Origin of the sequence: Lentilactobacillus dabitei (assembly GCF_019061365.1) — a bacterium.
In the GTDB taxonomy this organism is placed as follows: Bacteria; Bacillota; Bacilli; order Lactobacillales; family Lactobacillaceae; genus Lentilactobacillus; species Lentilactobacillus dabitei.
On record NZ_JAHPPD010000063.1, the window covers coordinates 1 to 17,066 of the forward strand.

The following is a 17,066-nucleotide window of genomic DNA, read 5'->3' on the forward strand; positions in this document are numbered from 1 at the left end:
ACATTCGGCTTCCACAAGCTGCATCTAAAATGTACATATGCCATGCTCTGAATTTAATTTGTCTGTTCATTATCGTCACTCTCCTTTTATAAACTCTTTAGTCTTCGTTACTCTTTAACTTCAGTCTTACCGTGTTCAGCAACCCTTGCTTGCCACTCACCGTTAGGAAGTGTTTTGATATGTTTGATCAAATCACTAAACTCTTCATCGGTAAAAGTACCATCATCACAGGATAAATAAATTTGATTTGAAAAGCATAGTATATATGGAAATTCACTATCTGACTTTTCCCAGCAAACAACGTTACCGACTCCAGAGTTATCGTTACCGACAATCACATTCCACTTACGCTCATCTTTTCTCTTATCAAGAGGTGTCATTGCCAATTCTGCTAGAATCATCCATAGCTTATAACTATAAGGTAGCTTATCAAATTCGGAAGCTAAAGTATTAACATGACCAAAACTAAGCTGTTGTTGCTTATCAACCCATGCAATAGACTTACTTTTATAAATAATTTCAAAATAATACTTATCATTATTATAAATTGAATATTTTTTACTTAATCCTTTAATTAACTTGGTTGCTTCACTATATTTCATCGTTATTCTCCTCCACACTTTGAATGCTTGAATTATTTAACAAATCCTTCAAAAACTCGGCTTCATCACGTGTAAATTGCTGCGTAATTTCACCTCGATCGACGTGTGGGTTACGAATTCCACAGATGAAATACCCACCACGATTATCTATCCTCCGAGAAACGTACTGTTGCCCATCACTACCAACCATGCCATTCATTTTCAACCGATACATTGGTGCAGACAATTTCACTGTTTCATGATTTAAAATTGCATCTATAACACTGGCTAAATCATCGCGGTTAGAAATAGTCTCATCATTGGAATATTTATCAATGAATTTGGCGAATTTGGCTATTCGCTTCCAATCGGGAATATTTTCTGCCATTGCATTTTGGTACATTTTAAACAGTTCCTTATCAAGTATTTTTACTGTCATTTTATTTACCTCCAATAATTTTCAACGCATCATCTACAGAACGGCAAACACCATATAACACTGGATATTGCTTAATAAACTGCGCAAACCGCTTCTGATCTTCACGTAACTTGCCTCGTTCGTTTTTAACTTCAATTAAGATCATTTTTCCACTGTGATGTTCAAAACCGGTAATGTCCGGCCAACCTTTCGGAAATAATATAATTCGTCTGCCATCATCAGTTTTAATCTTTCCAGCATTACTGCGACAAACGGTGCAATCATGTCGCGATAATGCTAAAAGAATTTCTGTTTGAATTTCATGTTCTGATTTAATCTTTACACGCCTCCAAATAATTATTAATTAGATTCAAATATAAATATTGCCTTAATTATTTCTTAACAATTTATAAAGTCGCTTCTTTTGTTCTAGTAAAAGGATAAACTTATGTCTGAAAGGGATGATTAGATGTCGTATCTTACAACGAACGACAATGCCAAGATTTACTATACAGAATCTGGGCACGGCAAAAATTTATTAATGGTTCACGGATATGGTTGTTCAGGAAAGTATTTCCAAAAGAATACTCCTGAATTGAGCAAACACTTTCACGTAATTACTGTCGACCTACGCGGTCACGGAAAATCAAATGAAGCTGTTTCTGGAGAAAGAATTTCCCGCTTAGCAACTGATATTCACGAGTTGCTTGTCTCACTTGATTTAAAGGATGTTACCTATTTAGGTTGGTCAATGGGTTGCTCTATTGGTTGGTCATATTGGGACTTATTCCAGAATGATCGTTTGAGCAAATTTGTATTTGTTGATGAGCCAGCCTGGGCATTGGAAACCCCAGATAATCATGCAGGCTTGCTAGATTATCAACAAACTTTAGACTTTTGTAAATCTTTGTACACTGATAAAGAAAAGGCTCTTTCCAGTTTTATTAAGGGAATTGTCATCAACAAAGATTTGGATTTAACGGAATTAATTAATGATTCTGTTAAAGCAAATGAGAATTTCATTTCTCCGCTTTTCTATAATCATATGGCCAATGATTGGCACGATGTTATTAAAACAATAACTATCCCTAGTTTGGTCATTTCAGGTAAAAAGAGTTTCTTTAATTGGAAACTGGTCAAACAAGTTAGTGAAGATTTACCAAATGGTCAATTTGAAATCTTTAATGATGTGGGCCACATGTTATTCTTTGAAGAAGCCGACAAGTTCAATAAAATAGTTACCGAATTCGTAAAATAATAATCAGGAAACATCTTTTGCCAACCACAAGGGATGTTTCTTTTTTTTGGACGGATAAATGGACGGATAATTTAGTTGTTGTATCCATTGTGGCTGTAAGAATAAAGACTATTTTTTGCCATGTGGACGGATCTTTTCAACAAACCTTTATTTATATATCTTTTTACTCTTTTATCTTATATACTTTTATTAATTTATCCGTCCATAGTAATAAAAGGAGTAATAATACTTAGAGCCACAAGGATTTTGGCTTATAAATCATCCGTCCGTTATCTGTCCACTTATCCGTCCATCCGTCCAAAAAGATTATTTTGTCCAATTCAATCTAGGATCATCTCTAATTTTTAATCCTAAATAAAATCGACCATTGCTTTGCTTATATTCAAATTTCTGTTTCATTTCACGGCTAAACTTCTGTTTACTCATAGAATATTCGGAATTGTCTTTTGCCCAGGATTGATATTTCTTAAAAAGTTCTCCTGCAGGTGATCGGTAACTATCACCCACTTCACAGCAATCATCCACGAATAGACTAATAACATCCATTTCTTCACGATATTGCCGACTGGCACGAGTGACACTTATTGGTGGATTCAAGCCTTCTCGTTGCCATAATAAAGAACCTTCAACGACCCAATTAAGGATTCCCACGGATTCACGTTTTAATTTATCCTTTAGGTTTTTATCAACTTGGCCATCGGGAATTTTTACCTTAAATGGAATTAACATCAACCGTCGCCAAATTCCGTCATCAGTACCACGAATGATTGGTTTATGGTTAGTGGCTAACCACAGCTTAAACTGTGGTTTGAATTCGAATTCCTTACCATATAAGTACCGTGCGGTTACTTTATCGCCACCGGTTAATTGTTTAACCAATCCCTCGTCCAATCTCACACCCTCATTAGGTTCGCTTGAGGTAACTAATCGGGCGCTTTCCAACCGAGCAATATCCGAGTTGGCTCCCGATTTATTTTGCCGTACCATAATTGAATCGGCTTGCATTGATTTGGCATAAGTTCCCAAAATATCAGAAATAGTATCGATGAAAATTGATTTACCATTGCGGCCATTTCCATACAAAATGAACATCACTTGTTCCTTGATACTTCCTGTGGCAGAATACCCAACTGCTTTTTGAATGTAATGGATTAATTCCTGATCACCAGCAAAAATTTGATTTAAAAATTCATCCCATTCTGGACAATCGATTTTGTCGGTATATTCCACGCTTGTCTGATGACTGAACATTTTCTTAATATCGTGATCTTTTAAGATACCCGAAGTTAAATCAATATAACCATTAACCGTGTTCAATAAAGTTTTGTCTTGATCAAACTGCCCATGCAATACTGGAACCCGATGTTGCACTTCACTTATCATGGCTTGCTTGGCAGCATGACTACGCGACTTCTTCAAGAACTTTTCCCAAGCTACTTTGGCCTTTTCAGGATCCACGCCGGCAGCAACATGCAACTTCTCATTTTTCATATTATCCACGGTCATATCAACAAATTGAGCTGCTTTTCCCTGATCGTCCATTTCCCAATAACTGCCATTATAGAAATACCACGACTTATCAACATAGGAATATTTAACTAAATTTCCAAAAACATCAATAAATCGATCAGCATTCCCAGTGTCATCCCAACTTCTAGGTGGTAATTTCTTTTTAGGCTTAGATTGTAGGAATTTAAGATTATATTTATGCAAGGGATGTTGCTGTGGATTAAAGGTTTCCCGCGTTTCGTTAATCGATTTGTTAAGGAGTGAAACCCCATAAGTGGTTTTCCCATGTTTTTCATCATATTTCGGTCGCATAAGGCTAGACTTTCGAAATATTTCATCCATTTTATTAAAATCACGGCCCGTCCAAAAGGCCAAATCATTGGAAAAGGCTAGATCAGCTTCTGAATGTGAATTGTAGAAGCCCTCCCAACCACCGTGCATAAACATCTTGAAACGTTTACCGGTCCGTGAAAGTTCCGCGCGTTTAACAATCTCATCAACACTTAAATCATTGGGCCTGATTGGTGCCTGATTGGGAAGTTTTACCACATTACTTTCACCAAAATAGTGTTTATAAATAAGTTTCATCACTTGCGGTTGTGGTGTGTTTATTCGATCACTATATGGACCAATGGTTTTCCCAGTTAACGCGAAGAAACGTCCGGACTCATACATTTCAACGTTACCTTTGCGCCGACGATCACCAGGAATTTTGCCTTTAAAAATAGCATGAATCCCGGTACCGGATAAACTAATCTCCACATAGGATTTAGTCATCGTCAACACATCTTGAACTTCATTTTGTTGATAATCCTGTGCAGCGTATTTCTCCAACTCATCCCCAATGTGATCAATATCCAACCCAACATAACCATTAGCAAAGTAAAACGCGAGACCGTCCATTTGATACGTTTGGAGTGCTTCTAATGCTGTTTGGTAATCAGTCCAGCTACTAGGATCGTTGGTTTTTCCCGCCCCACCATCAAGCGCATTGTGTGGTATTTTGGTGTACTTATTTCGCTCAGGTTGCCAGATTTTCTGAAACAGTCCCCATTGTTTTAAGGCCCGTAATTCATTTGGAATGTTTTCATATGCCACTGTTTACCCTCCTAGAACGGTAAATCATCGTCTGAAATATCAATTGAATCTCCAGAATTGTCAAATGGATTATCTGTTGGGGCTGATGCTGGTTGATTACCAGCAAATGGGTTTTTACCGTCCTTTTGGTCTTTCCATACATGCTGCACTTGTGGATAATCACTCTTGCTAAAATTCCAAGGGGCAACCTGATTGATGTCTTTCTTTTCACCGCCATAATCATCAACCGTTTTTTTGACATACACTTTGGCTGGCTTGTTAGCAACTGCTTTAGTAAAATCATTAATTGTATTCAATGGTGTTCCTTCTGGAATTTGAACAGCTTCAAGAATGTATTGGAAACTATCCAAATCGTACTGATGAGTATCTCCTTTTTTCCAATTATCCATAAAGACATGGCGATTATGATACTTGGCATTGGTATTTTTTAATCCAGAAACCCCATCTAAATCATTTCGAACAACTAAATCTAATTGCAATGATTCTGCTCCCTTCTTAGTTGCTCTTTCCTGAGCTGACTTAATAATCATCTCGTAATTTCCACTTGGTAAAGCTGAAAAATCTTTGTGTTCGTTGTTCTTGTAATTTGCTTGCATAAATGCCATTTTTAAAATTCCTCCATTAGTTAACCATTTTTAGTCGTTTAGCTTGTACATAGGCCCAACCAGCTTTATACCCACGGGCTTTAGCGATTTCTAGTAACTCTTTGTAACTTTGTGCATCTTCCGGCTTTTTTCTTGCCGTCTGGATTTTTGAATAATCAGTAGTCAGTTTAAATTCCCCAACTTTTTCAATACTGGCCGTTTCATCAATTTCCATTTCATCAGCATCATATTTAATCTCATTACCACACTGTGGGCAAACACGGCATTGTGTCGGTACCACGGCAAAACAATTTGGACAAGTTTTGACCGGAATTGATTTTGTGTTATTCTGCCGTTTTTTCTTAGGTCGTCCTTCAAGGCTCCATTGTCGTGGAGTATCAGGCAGACCAAAACGGGTATAGTTAGCTGCATGATCAATGATAGTGGCCATTTTATTTGGCAAATATCGCATACAACGCATTGTTGCTTGAATATCAAATACCAAGCTTTCAGTTGGCCGTGCGATTACACAACACGTACACTCTTTGACGTCATATCCTTCATCAACCAATCCAAAGTTACATAGAACAGTGATCTTTCCCTTTCTAAAATCACTCATAATACGTTTTCTTTCGTCACTAGGAGTTTTAGAATCACAATGTTTTGCACTGATACCCGCTTTTCTAAATTCAGCCGCAATTTGTTTGCTATGTTGAGTATCATGAGCATAAACAATGGTTCGCTGTCCAAATGCTTTATCCATCCAAGTTTTAACAATATCGCCATACAGAGTGGGCTTTGCTGAATCACTAACAGATTGATTGGTATAATCGCCAGTGCTTGATTTCTTTAGCTTTTCGTCATTAAACAATGTCACACTGTAGTATTTATATGGGCTTAGTTTTTTGTGTTCAATTAACCACTTAACCGTGGGGCCTTTGACCATAGCAGAATAAATATCGTCAAACCCTGCTCCGTTCATTCGCCACGGACTGCCTGAGAATCCAAGCCTAGGAACATCCGAATAGTATTTAAAAATTTTTAAATACGTTTTTGCCCGACTATGCTGTGATTCATCACAAATGATTAAGTTTGGTTTAGGTAGTTTCCCCAGTCGGTTAACAATTTTACCCACAGTCATAATTGTGCAGTGCATCAAATCAACGTCTTGTTTCTGAAAAGATTGGGTTATTTGATTCACGAGTTCTTGCCTGTGGACGAAAAACATTACCTGCCCACCCTTAGCAACCGTTAACCTGGCAATTTCGGCAATAATAACCGACTTACCACTTCCTGGTGGCGAAACGATCAAGACTCCATGATTGCCTTCAGCAAGTTTTTGACGGGCTTCATCTACCAATCGTTGTTGATAATCAAATAATTTAAATGGCAATACTATTCACCGCCAAACCTAAATAAGTCCTTAGCAGCACACATGGTTCGATTGTCCAAACGATTTTTGGCATAAATCGAGTCATTTCCTTGCAGCATAACGCCACGACCGTTAGTCTTCGGATTAATAATCAACCGTCCGACTACATCACATAATCCCAACATTCCATCCATCACACTTTGACGAATTTCGGGTGCATATTGATTAAATTGCTGACCATTTTCAGTAGTAATTTGGCGTTGTGTCTCCCAAGCTGTAGTTAATACATTAACTGGCAACGCGTAGATAGCAGTCATTACTCTCGAAAAATAATTAGTCCACTGTGAATAATCCTGCAATTCATTTGAGATGCCGTTATGACTACCCTTCCCCTTTTCCACAAACCAATCTTTTTCAAAACTTGATACATTATCAATAACTAAATTGTCGTAACCAACAATCAATTCTGAAGCATGTTCAAGATACTGCTTCATGTCTTCTTCGGGGTGAGTTCGATCCATTTCATCGACTGTAACGTTGCTAATGCCAGCTAATACTTTAGCGGAGTTATCCAAATCAAAAATTCTAGTTTTACCAGGTAAATATTTAACACAAGTTGTTTTCCCAGTTCCGGGTTTAGCATATAGAATGACTCGCCAGTTCCGGGTTCGCTGTAAATCTTTAGCTTCAATCGTCTTCATGATTAAGCACCCACTCTTTGATAACGAATTTGGTTACTATCCATGAAAGCCCTCAACAGTTTCATCTGGGGAATTGTTGCCGTTATTTTTAAAGACACTGAATGGGAAACAACTTCGCCAGTATTGGTATCAATCGTTTTACCTTTCTGCTGAACTTGATGTGTTTGTGCTTCTGCTGCTTGTGCTTCCAGAGTCTGCTGTTTTTGTTTATTTAGTTTGACCTGATTATCAATTGCTTGAAGCAAATAATTAACATCTTGGCCTTGCTTTAATTGATCAATCCAACCAGCCGGATCAATGTGATAAGCTTGAGCATATTTGGTAATAGTACTGATACCGGTTTTTAAATCATCGTGTTGCTTTTTAATGTAACCCATCACATCAGCAATTCCTTCGGTTACTTTCTTCTTGGTGGTGGTTTTATTTAACCAAGTAGGATCAATTTCAACCTCGCCTGGTTCCACATGGTAATTAGGTGCCATTTCAGCAATCAGAGATTGAACATGTTTTAAGCGAAGCTGGCGTTGCTGATCTTCCAATTCCTTTAGCCCAGCATCGATTGGATTAATCGAACTATCCAGGGTCATTTCCAAATCTTTAATTTGAGCTGCAAACCGTTGATATGGTTCAGCATATTTTTTTCTAATTTCCTTACGTTTATCATCAAGAGCTTGCTTCAATTTCCGAAGCTCTGCCCGGCTAGACTTTGATTCTTTTTCTGTGGAAGCTGTTACTGCCATTCCTTGATATTTATTGGCATATGCTTCTACAGCTGTTTTTAATTGATCAAAATTATTAATTGTAATCACAGGTAGCTGATAGTCAATCGTGTATTCTGGTAGGGATAATTCATTTGCCATTTATATTTACCTCCATCTTTTAATGTAAATAGTGTCGTTGATCAATTGAATTCTTCATTTCTGCAATCTCTTTTCTTTTAGATTTTGTGATTCTACCGCAGATCAATCTAATTGGTTCGGGATAAATTGGGACTCGTTCTTTCCGCTTCTTCATAAAATCCTTGTCGGTCCCAGTTACGACGTAAGTCGGATACTTTATGCTGAGCTTTCGCATAACGTCGGCACGAGAGACACCAGTTTCTAATATTTGGGAATCCATTACACCAACTGCTTTCCAAAATTTAGTCATTATTCCACCTCGTGATGTAAAATATATTCAGATAGTCGTTGCTTTTCTTTATCTAGGACAAAGAAATATGCCAACAAGCTATGATCTTTTTCCACGGGTGTGCGTCCAATAATCATATTCAAACGTTTGATACGGTTCTGTATTGTTAATGTTTTCATTCTGATGACCCTCCAGGTGTTATAATATTAGTAGTTATAGTTGTTAGCTGGTCCACCCATTTGCGGTAGTGGGCTTTTTTATTACATAGAAACACCCCATCACTTCCTTTCTATTTTTAGTGACGCCCAGTTGGTATAAAGTATTCAATGACCAGGGCTGCTAAGAACACTAAAACTAGTACTTCCAATGATTCCATTAATCAAATCACTCCTTTTTAATATTTGTAGAATTTTGAATTCAACCCATTAAGGAGGCTAAGTCGTATGATTCATCAAATCGTCACGATCGATTATTAGATTTGCCAAGAATTTAATGTTTTTACCAATTGAATTCAGTCCAATGATCCTCCAGGAACTGCTGCATTTTGGTAGCTTTAAACAACCAGGGACTACCTTTACTGCCACGATGGACTAAATATCTATCATCCATTAAGGCTTGCATTTCCCGTGAATATTTTGGATTTTCCAAGAAATTTTCTTTTAACCATTGTGGTGATTTGTTCCCACACCATTTACGAAGATCGTTTAAATTCCAAGTCCGTCCGAAGGTTGATTCCCGTTTTAACTTTTGGTAATCTTCCTTATTTATCAATTCAAAATTATCAGGAATTTGAATTGATACTTTAGCACTAATGACTTGAGACATTTTGTCACTTCCTTTAGTTGTATAATTTATTTATTCCAATTAATCGAGGTGATAACTATTACTCCTGAATTAACAAAAGCCGAACGTAAACTATTAAAGGATCTTTTGAAAGAGTCAAAGAAGTTCCCTGATGGCTGTATTCCTATCAATCGTCAAGAAGAATAAGTGGAATCGTTTGGCCCATCATTGTTGCTACAATAACTTCTTTAATAGCAAACATGCCAAACTGGTTACCATGGCTGATAAAACTGCTGAAATGATTCTTGTGAACCGTGGATGCTTTTCAATGAAAAAAGCTAATCCATAGATTCGTATGATTTTTAAATCGCTGAATATTTTTTTCATAATCAACACCTCATTCAAGTAACAATTCGCCGTTTCCTCTTATTTGATTAGTCTCAATTTACTGCGTTACTATCATGAATGGCTGAACGCATAGTACTTATAATATCTTTAGAATTAATTTCAGCTTTACTGTTGACCCCTGTGTTACTTGCGATAACACGGAGGTCTTTTTCGATTGCCCATGAAACGTGGATTAATTGCTTTAATGTTTTAATCATCTTTCTCACTTCCTTTTGATAAGCTCTGACGTGGATTAATTAATCGTCGTTTTTGTTGTCTTCAATTTCTACATTCTTCACTCCATAAGCGATAAACTTATTAACTACCGCTGTGACAGTTAATCCAGTTTCGTGCTTAATGTCCATTAACTGGTTATACAAATCAGTGTTAATGCTAATCAATCGGGATACTCGTGGTTCTGGTGCTTTCTTTTCTAAAACTAAACGTGGTTTTGCCATTTTTTATTACTTCCTTCTATTATTTACTGACGTATAATTTAATTAATTCGAAAATTGTGACAAGCGATGAATTTGATGAAAAATACGCTGAATTTTAAACAAGTTTGACGACATGTTTGATGATGAAGAGAACATTGAGCGGATACGTGAAGATGTCAAAAACGGCAATCCCAACGACGACTGGACGAACAAAATGTTTAAATTTATTCAGCAGTATGAGAATGAACGAACTAATAATTTGGTTCGTATAGCTCTGAAAGAATTTTTGATAAAAGATTAAATGCTCTTTTACGCGATTCTTTTGTCATTGGCACGATTTTTTCCTTATTGCACTCCTTACTACCACAAATGGCTCGGGGTGTTTTTTCTGCGTCTTGGTTCACTTTATTCACCTCCTTTCATCATTCCCGCATTAGTTTCAATAGCTGTTAATGTTCTAATAAAAAGATGATTGCTGTGATCGTCACAATACCGACCACGATCAATTGCCAAAAATTAGTACAGCACCATATAGTGAATAAAATTGTTATATCTAGTGAATCTTCAATTTTAGCCAAACATTTTTTCGTTTAAACTCGCTCCTTTTTGACTAACTATTTTATAATTCGGAATTCCTGAATCACTTAAGAAGGCAATGGATGGTACACAAGGACTTCGTAATTTAGCACCTAAGTCTAAGTTGGCTGATCTCTACAAGAACCAAGGTGATGCTATGAAAGATATTCAAAGTTATGAAAAGGATCTTCGTGGCGCATGGAAGAACCGAAAGGGTAAATAAACAATGTTAGTCATTCTTCGGAATGGCTTTTTCATTCCAATCCACATCTGTTATTCCATCCATTTAACTCACCTCCTTTCTATGCTGGCTGTGTGGACGAATCTGGACTAAATAAAAGGTTGATCGTTACTCTGAAAAGTCTCTTTCTAAGCTCGTTCTCTTTTGGGAACGGTTATTGTAAAAAAAATTCCTAATTCATCATTAGAGAATCCGAGCACGCTCGCAATCTTTGCAAGTTCATCAGCTCCCAGACTAACTTTACCGGTTTCCCGCTTGGAATATGTTGCTCTGCTTTTCCAACCTAGCATTTTGGCCATGTCCTCTTGCGAATATCCTTTCGCAATTCTTTCAGCTTTGACTCTTCTTAAATCTACTGACATAATTTTCCATCTCCTTACGTTCTCATTTGGGAACACTTAAAGAATATCGTATTCGTTCCCAATTGTCAACATGATAATTAAAAAAATAGTCAAAAAGTTTTTTTAATATCTTGATTGTTTCCGATTGGGAACGGTGCTATAATGTGATGGTAAGCAAGGAGGGGTTCTATTGAAAACAAATGACGAAATAGTCGACACACTTATTGAATTAAAAAATGAGCAGAATTTAACACTTAGTGAACTGGCCAGACGTGTAAACATGGCCAAGTCAGCATTATCAAGGTATTTTAATAAAACTAGAGAATTTCCACTAAATAATGTGGATGCTTTTGCTAAAGCGTTACACACTACCCCAGAATATATTCTTGGATTCAAAGAGAATGAGATTGGTTCATTAACTGATAGTGATAGAAGAATTCTAAGGATTAATAAAAGGTTAAACTCTGATCGTCAAGAAAAAGTTTACAATTATGCCAGTAACCAATTAGACGAACAGAATAACGAAAAAGTAACTTCAATGTTTAACCACAAACCGCTGGTTGATATTCCTTACGGTCGTTCAACTGCTGCCGGTTCCCCTATTAATGGTGAGGATCAAGATACCCAATTAATCCACAAGCTTATTGCTGGTGAGAAGGTCCCCGCTGGTGCTGATGAATTAGTTACTGTGGATGGTGATTCTATGGAGCCCCTACTACAAAAGGGTAGTCAGGTGTTCATTCACTATCAACCAGAGGTTGAGAATGGTGAAATTGCGATCGTCCACATTCGTGATGTTGGTGTTACTTGTAAAAAGTTTTATGTAAATGAGGATAATACCGTTACCTTAAAATCAATTAATAAGGCATACGATGACATGGTGTTTGATTGTGATGAAGTTAATGTAATCGGTAAAGTGATTTTATGAGCTCCCAAACGTGGGGGCTTCATTTAAAGTTTTAAAAGAACATATGTTCCGACTAACCAGGTGGTTTGCTTAGGTTCGAGTCCTAAATAGTCAATATTTAACCGAAAAAAATAACCAACGTTCTCTGGATAAACGTTGGCCACAGGAAAGAATCGATCGTGAAGCAGCTAATATGTATTACAAATTTCTAGTAAATATCCACGATAAGATCAGCAGTAATTTTAAGGGACTTGCCAAACATGATCCGAATAAATGGCGACACTTTATTTCAGTTAATGAGATATTGGATCAACTAGAAGAATCTGTTGTTGAGCTAGATTTTGAATAGAAAATATAATTAGTGGTATAATTTAAACTAGAATTGTCCAAATACCGAAGACATTAAAAGCTGACTTATAAGGGAGATTATTTTAATATGAAAAAGACATTGTTGTGTGTTGGGTTATCACTTCCATTCTTATTTACTTCTATAACTAGTGCTCAGAAACTTAATCGTGGATTTATTCACAGCCGTTCATTAGTAATTTCCACAGCTCATAAAATTAGTGGCCGCACTGAAAAGGGAGCAACTATTCACGTACTACAAGATAAACATATAATTGCCACTGGAAAAGCAGATCATACGGGTAAGTTTAATATCCATATCAAAAAAACTTTGCCTCTTGACTATAAATATTTTGTAGTCTCCTCAAAACACGGCTATAAGGTTGCTAAGAAGGGATTTTTAGTTTATCGGACGAATGTTCCTTCCACAACAACTACGCCAGCTTCAGGTAGCAGCAATACACAAACTCCTGTGGCAAGCAGTAGTTCATCCTCATCTTCAGCATCGTCATCAAGTAGTTCTGTACAACCAACTAAGCAATCTTCACTTGATGGAAAAATTACAATTTCATCCATTGCACCAGACAACACTACTGATGTTTCCGGACATCAAAACGGTGATGTCTGGTATGTCCAAGATGGAAGCCATAATACAACAGCAATGTACAAGTTTAACAACGGTAGTTGGCAATTAGAGCTGTCGTTGAATTAATAAATGCAATAATTGATATAATAATTAGGGAACTCAAGATAGTGCATTCCCCACTAATCAAAACTAAATATATACGTTTAAGGTTGATACCGTAAGGCATCAACCTTTTTGAATACAATACTGAATTCTTACTATTATCGAAATTTTGGCCATTATTGGATTAATTCAATCAATGTAAAATAAAAAGCAAATCCATTCAGATTTGCTTTTTTATTACCAATTTTAAATTCAAAAACTAACTTCCGACAGATAATTTCTATTAAAACTGGGTAGCTAAAGTTTTAGATTTATTATAATTAACATTCTTTGTAATGTTCAAAGTAAATTGAGCATTCAAATTACTAGAATTAGGAATTGTATAAGAATTATTAACATTAGTTAATTGAGCCTTAACAATATTAATTTGTGAACCGGTAGGTAATGCGCTCAATTGATCCTTAGTATATACTTTACCACTATTATCAACTGCATAATAAATGGTATCTAAGTTAGCAGCCTTGATTGCAGCTAAAACTGAACTGCCCGAGAACGTTTGACTAGTTGATCCAGAAAGTGCCTTCAAATTAGCAATGCTAGATGCCAAGTCACTTGCTTGTTCAAATGAGCCGTTTACTTCTACACCATCTGTCGGTGCAAGAGCAGTCGTACCTTGATCACCGTCAGATGGATTATTACCAACTACCGTTGCAGTAAGACCTGGTTGAACTTCTGCACTTGTGAATAAACTGGCTCCATCTTGAGAAGAAACGTTAAATGTTACATTCTTACCATATTGAGCATCTTGGAATGCAGATTGGTTTGCGGCACGTTGTGCAGTTGTCAATCCGTTAATAGAATACCCTCGTACACCATGAGAAGCACCTAATTTAACTAAAGCAGTATTAATATCATCACTGCTAGTAATATTTGCAGCAGCACCGATAGTTACTGTAGCGTTAATATCACCTGTAGCTTTATTCAATAAGAATGAACCTAAATCTTTATTTGTGTAAATATCATGAATTGTAACCTTAACTTGGTTATCAGCAATAGGTTTAGTAGTAGGAGTAGTAGCTTGAGCAGTCAAGGCGCTGTACTTGATCCAGCCGTTAATCTTTTGACCGTTAGTAGCGTTAGTGTCAGCAATCTTTACCCAAAGGTCGCCTTCACGGGTACGGGTAGTTTGGTCCGTAACTTTGAAGGTATCGTTAGCATAAGGGGTAGCATCAGTAACGGTACGGCCCTTCTTGTATTCAGTCCATGCAGGATATGAATAAGTAGTCGCAGTACCATCGTTAGCAGTACCAGCCTTAGTAATCTTGTAAGTAGCATTCTTTTGAGCATCAGTCAAAGCAGTAGTTTGATTTGATGGAGTCTGGAATGAAGCAGAAGTTGCTGAAGCTGATGAGCTGTTAGAAGCAGTTGCTGAAGTAGTACCAGCAACGTCAGTAGTAGTGCTGTATTTAGCAATACCACCAGCGAATGAAGCAGTGCTCTTACCACCGTAGATCCAGCCACGGTAAGTCTTATCAAATGAAACAACCTTGTAGTAAACTGAGCCACGGTTAGTAGTAGCAACACGATATGCGCGCCAGTTCTTTTGACCTTGTTTAGAGTCCTTAAGGCCAACTAAAGTGGTCTTAGAAGCAACAGTTTTGGCACCTTTCAAAGTACCAGCCTTGGTGTACAATGCGTTTGTACCATTAACGTTAACGTTACGAGTAGTAGCGTCTGATGTCAAAGCTTTGTTTGATGTAACTTTGGCATATGATTTTGCACTAGCATTTGTGCTAGATACACCGGCAACAGCTACGAATGATAATGCAGCTACGCCAGCAAAAAGAGTCTTTTTCAATGACTTCTTCATGTATAAATTCCTCCCAAAAAAATTGTTTTTTCAAGCTACCTAGGCATGCAAAAACATGCCTCAACTAACTTGCTGTAAATAGTATAACATAATCAAGGTTGAATGCAAAAGAAAAAAGGAGTTGTAAAGGCTTTAACATTTTTCTGTAATCTATATGCCATGATCATTGATAAATGATCGATCTATTAAGGGGATTCCCTCCACTATGTGTTAGTATATTACCCAAAGGAGGGTAATAATGCCATCAATACGTAAACATGGTCATGGATACCAGGTAAGATACTACTATTATGATGCCAATGGTCAGGAACATGAGAAAACTAAGAGCGGCTTTAGAACTAAATCAGCTGCAAAGCTATTTGCGAGTCAATTGGAAATCGATATCCACAATGGTTTGGATCTCGTTCCTAAAGATCCTAAGTTTGCTGACTATTTTGACTATTTTTATCACACATACAAAGAACCCAAAATTGAGAATCAGACTAAGAATCGCTATAAAATAACTAGTCGAGTATTACATAATTATTTCGGTGATGTTACTTTAAAGAGTATTGACCGACCACAATATCAAGCATTTATTAACTTCTATGGTCATTCTCATGCAAAAGATACTGTTTATAAAGTTAATTCACTAATTAGAGCAACCGTTCAAAATGCCATTCTTGACGATGTGATTCATAAAGATTTCACCCAGCGAGTCAGTCTTATTTATGATAAGTCACGTGATAAGCATGTGGAATACCTCAACGTGGCTGAGATTAAGCGTCTCATCGCTTATTTGGAGAATCACTTAAACTATCACTTTACCTCCACTTTTATGATCCTGACGGCCGTTTTAACTGGTGCTCGCTTGGGGGAAATTCAAGCATTAACTTGGAATGACGTTAATTTTAATTTTAAAACGATTAGCATTACTAAATCTTGGAATTCATCCGAAGGCGGTGGATTCAAAGATACCAAGACGGCTGGTTCAAATCGAATCATTGCAGTTAATGACGAATTGCTGAAATCATTAAAGATCTTGAAGGATCACAATAATGGAGAACTAATTTTTGTTAATCAATATAAATCCATTCCATCATCCTCTGCCGTTAATAAAAAGTTGCGTTCTATACTAAAAGACTTAGGGATTCAAAAACAGGGCTTCCACTTTCATTCTTTACGACACTCACATGTAGCTTACCTACTATCTCGAGGAATTGACATTTACATCATTTCCAAGCGTTTAGGGCATGCTGATGTATCCACAACAACAAAGATTTATTCCTATTTAATGGATGAATATAAAGCAAAAAACGATCAACAGATTCGTGAAGAGTTAGATAACCTTTCCTCTCATGATGAAACTATACCAATCAAGCGGAACCTTTAATAAGGTTCCGTTTTTATTTTGTTATTTTACTCTGTATCAGGTTAAACTTCTTCTGCCCGTTTGGCCGTTATTTGCCCGTTATTATTTATATTTTAATACTTTCTAGTACGTTTTTATAAATTAAAAAAATTAGGAATGCCTATTTAACAGCATTCCTAATTTTAATATTTCTTCTAATTTGTATAATTATGCCGACTGCAGGAGTTGAACCTGTGACCCTCGGTTTACGATACCGATGCTCTACCAACTGAGCTAAGTCGGCATGATTTTGTACACAAAAGTGCTAACAATCGCGTTAGCACTTTTTGACAAAGCTCCGGCAGGCGGGCTCGAACCGTCGACAACCTGATTAACAGTCAGGTGCTCTACCAACTGAGCTATGCCGGAATATTGCGTGGCAACGTCCTACCCTCGCAGGGGGCGATCCCCCAACTACTCTCGGCGTGCAGAAGCTTAACTGCTGTGTTCGG

Annotated in this window: 21 protein-coding genes and 2 tRNA genes; 5 read left to right on the forward strand and 18 right to left on the reverse strand. The window is 37.0% G+C overall.

Features of this window, described 5'->3' with window-relative positions:
- Positions 1-107 precede the first annotated feature (107 nt).
- From KTE19_RS09740 to KTE19_RS09750, 3 genes are read right to left on the reverse strand one after another with little or no spacing between them, the layout of a single operon-like run.
- Positions 108-602 carry a hypothetical protein gene (locus KTE19_RS09740; protein WP_217342179.1) on the reverse strand — a complete coding sequence of 165 codons (495 nt, stop codon included), beginning with the start codon at positions 600-602 and terminating at the stop codon, positions 108-110.
- A complete protein-coding gene (locus tag KTE19_RS09745) occupies positions 592-1,020 on the reverse strand; it encodes a hypothetical protein (RefSeq protein WP_217342180.1) in 429 nt (142 codons plus the stop codon). Before KTE19_RS09745 ends, KTE19_RS09740 begins: the two co-directional genes overlap by 11 nt.
- A gap of 1 nt (position 1,021) precedes the next feature.
- Positions 1,022-1,336 (reverse strand): VRR-NUC domain-containing protein, encoded by a 315-nt coding sequence (locus KTE19_RS09750; RefSeq protein ID WP_217342194.1) that lies wholly within the window; start codon positions 1,334-1,336, stop codon positions 1,022-1,024.
- Between the two features lie 132 nt (positions 1,337-1,468).
- On the opposite strand from KTE19_RS09750, the gene KTE19_RS09755 reads away from it, so the two are divergent.
- Positions 1,469-2,257 carry an alpha/beta fold hydrolase gene (locus tag KTE19_RS09755; RefSeq protein WP_217342181.1) on the forward strand — a complete coding sequence of 263 codons (789 nt, stop codon included), beginning with the start codon at positions 1,469-1,471 and terminating at the stop codon, positions 2,255-2,257.
- Positions 2,258-2,563: 306 nt separating this feature from the next.
- Here KTE19_RS09755 and KTE19_RS09760 read toward each other — a convergent pair whose 3' ends face one another.
- From KTE19_RS09760 to KTE19_RS09810, 11 genes are all read right to left on the reverse strand, one after another.
- Positions 2,564-4,864 carry a phage/plasmid primase, P4 family gene (locus KTE19_RS09760; protein ID WP_217342182.1) on the reverse strand — a complete coding sequence of 767 codons (2,301 nt, stop codon included), beginning with the start codon at positions 4,862-4,864 and terminating at the stop codon, positions 2,564-2,566.
- 11 nt (positions 4,865-4,875) lie between these two features.
- Complete coding sequence (locus KTE19_RS09765; RefSeq protein ID WP_217342183.1) at positions 4,876-5,469, reverse strand: DUF669 domain-containing protein; 594 nt, start codon at positions 5,467-5,469, stop codon at positions 4,876-4,878.
- A 16-nt stretch (positions 5,470-5,485) separates the two neighbouring features.
- Positions 5,486-6,841: a DEAD/DEAH box helicase gene (locus tag KTE19_RS09770; RefSeq protein WP_217342184.1), complete on the reverse strand. Its 1,356-nt coding sequence runs from the start codon at positions 6,839-6,841 to the stop codon at positions 5,486-5,488.
- Positions 6,842-6,843: 2 nt separating this feature from the next.
- Positions 6,844-7,521, reverse strand: coding sequence for an AAA family ATPase (locus tag KTE19_RS09775; protein ID WP_217342185.1), 678 nt, complete (start codon positions 7,519-7,521; stop codon positions 6,844-6,846).
- 2 nt (positions 7,522-7,523) lie between these two features.
- Positions 7,524-8,381, reverse strand: a complete 858-nt coding sequence (locus KTE19_RS09780) for a DUF1351 domain-containing protein (RefSeq protein WP_217342186.1) — start codon at positions 8,379-8,381, stop codon at positions 7,524-7,526.
- A gap of 19 nt (positions 8,382-8,400) precedes the next feature.
- Positions 8,401-8,670: a hypothetical protein gene (locus KTE19_RS09785; RefSeq protein ID WP_054732696.1), complete on the reverse strand. Its 270-nt coding sequence runs from the start codon at positions 8,668-8,670 to the stop codon at positions 8,401-8,403.
- Positions 8,670-8,828 carry a hypothetical protein gene (locus KTE19_RS09790; RefSeq protein ID WP_169790410.1) on the reverse strand — a complete coding sequence of 53 codons (159 nt, stop codon included), beginning with the start codon at positions 8,826-8,828 and terminating at the stop codon, positions 8,670-8,672. Before KTE19_RS09790 ends, KTE19_RS09785 begins: the two co-directional genes overlap by 1 nt.
- 319 nt (positions 8,829-9,147) lie before the next feature.
- A complete protein-coding gene (locus tag KTE19_RS09795; RefSeq protein WP_217342187.1) occupies positions 9,148-9,474 on the reverse strand; it encodes a DUF771 domain-containing protein in 327 nt (108 codons plus the stop codon).
- A gap of 398 nt (positions 9,475-9,872) precedes the next feature.
- Complete coding sequence (locus tag KTE19_RS09800) at positions 9,873-10,037, reverse strand: hypothetical protein (protein ID WP_217342188.1); 165 nt, start codon at positions 10,035-10,037, stop codon at positions 9,873-9,875.
- Between the two features lie 39 nt (positions 10,038-10,076).
- Positions 10,077-10,277 (reverse strand): hypothetical protein, encoded by a 201-nt coding sequence (locus tag KTE19_RS09805; RefSeq protein ID WP_008213892.1) that lies wholly within the window; start codon positions 10,275-10,277, stop codon positions 10,077-10,079.
- A 230-nt stretch (positions 10,278-10,507) separates the two neighbouring features.
- Positions 10,508-10,660: a hypothetical protein gene (locus tag KTE19_RS09810; RefSeq protein ID WP_217342189.1), complete on the reverse strand. Its 153-nt coding sequence runs from the start codon at positions 10,658-10,660 to the stop codon at positions 10,508-10,510.
- A gap of 251 nt (positions 10,661-10,911) precedes the next feature.
- On the opposite strand from KTE19_RS09810, the gene KTE19_RS09815 reads away from it, so the two are divergent.
- Complete coding sequence (locus tag KTE19_RS09815; protein ID WP_217342190.1) at positions 10,912-11,055, forward strand: hypothetical protein; 144 nt, start codon at positions 10,912-10,914, stop codon at positions 11,053-11,055.
- A gap of 146 nt (positions 11,056-11,201) precedes the next feature.
- On the opposite strand, the gene KTE19_RS09820 is transcribed toward KTE19_RS09815, so the two are convergent.
- On the reverse strand, positions 11,202-11,435 hold the full coding sequence (locus KTE19_RS09820) for a helix-turn-helix domain-containing protein (RefSeq protein WP_035180843.1): 234 nt from the start codon (positions 11,433-11,435) through the stop codon (positions 11,202-11,204).
- A 169-nt stretch (positions 11,436-11,604) separates the two neighbouring features.
- On the opposite strand from KTE19_RS09820, the gene KTE19_RS09825 reads away from it, so the two are divergent.
- Together KTE19_RS09825 and KTE19_RS09830 are read left to right on the forward strand one after the other, a co-directional pair.
- Entirely contained in the window at positions 11,605-12,342 is a 738-nt protein-coding gene (locus tag KTE19_RS09825) for an XRE family transcriptional regulator (protein ID WP_217342191.1), read from the forward strand.
- 415 nt (positions 12,343-12,757) lie between these two features.
- Positions 12,758-13,378, forward strand: coding sequence for an Ig-like domain-containing protein (locus KTE19_RS09830; protein WP_217342192.1), 621 nt, complete (start codon positions 12,758-12,760; stop codon positions 13,376-13,378).
- A 259-nt stretch (positions 13,379-13,637) separates the two neighbouring features.
- Here the strand turns inward: KTE19_RS09830 and KTE19_RS14000 are convergent, their stop codons facing one another.
- Entirely contained in the window at positions 13,638-15,224 is a 1,587-nt protein-coding gene (locus tag KTE19_RS14000) for an S-layer protein (RefSeq protein WP_249778633.1), read from the reverse strand.
- Positions 15,225-15,462: 238 nt separating this feature from the next.
- On the opposite strand from KTE19_RS14000, the gene KTE19_RS09840 reads away from it, so the two are divergent.
- Positions 15,463-16,596, forward strand: coding sequence for a site-specific integrase (locus KTE19_RS09840; protein ID WP_217342193.1), 1,134 nt, complete (start codon positions 15,463-15,465; stop codon positions 16,594-16,596).
- A 189-nt stretch (positions 16,597-16,785) separates the two neighbouring features.
- Here KTE19_RS09840 and KTE19_RS09845 read toward each other — a convergent pair.
- Together KTE19_RS09845 and KTE19_RS09850 are read right to left on the reverse strand one after the other, a co-directional pair.
- Positions 16,786-16,858, reverse strand: a tRNA-Thr gene (locus KTE19_RS09845).
- Positions 16,859-16,910: 52 nt separating this feature from the next.
- Positions 16,911-16,983: transfer RNA gene (locus KTE19_RS09850), tRNA-Asn, on the reverse strand.
- Positions 16,984-17,066: the final 83 nt, after the last annotated feature.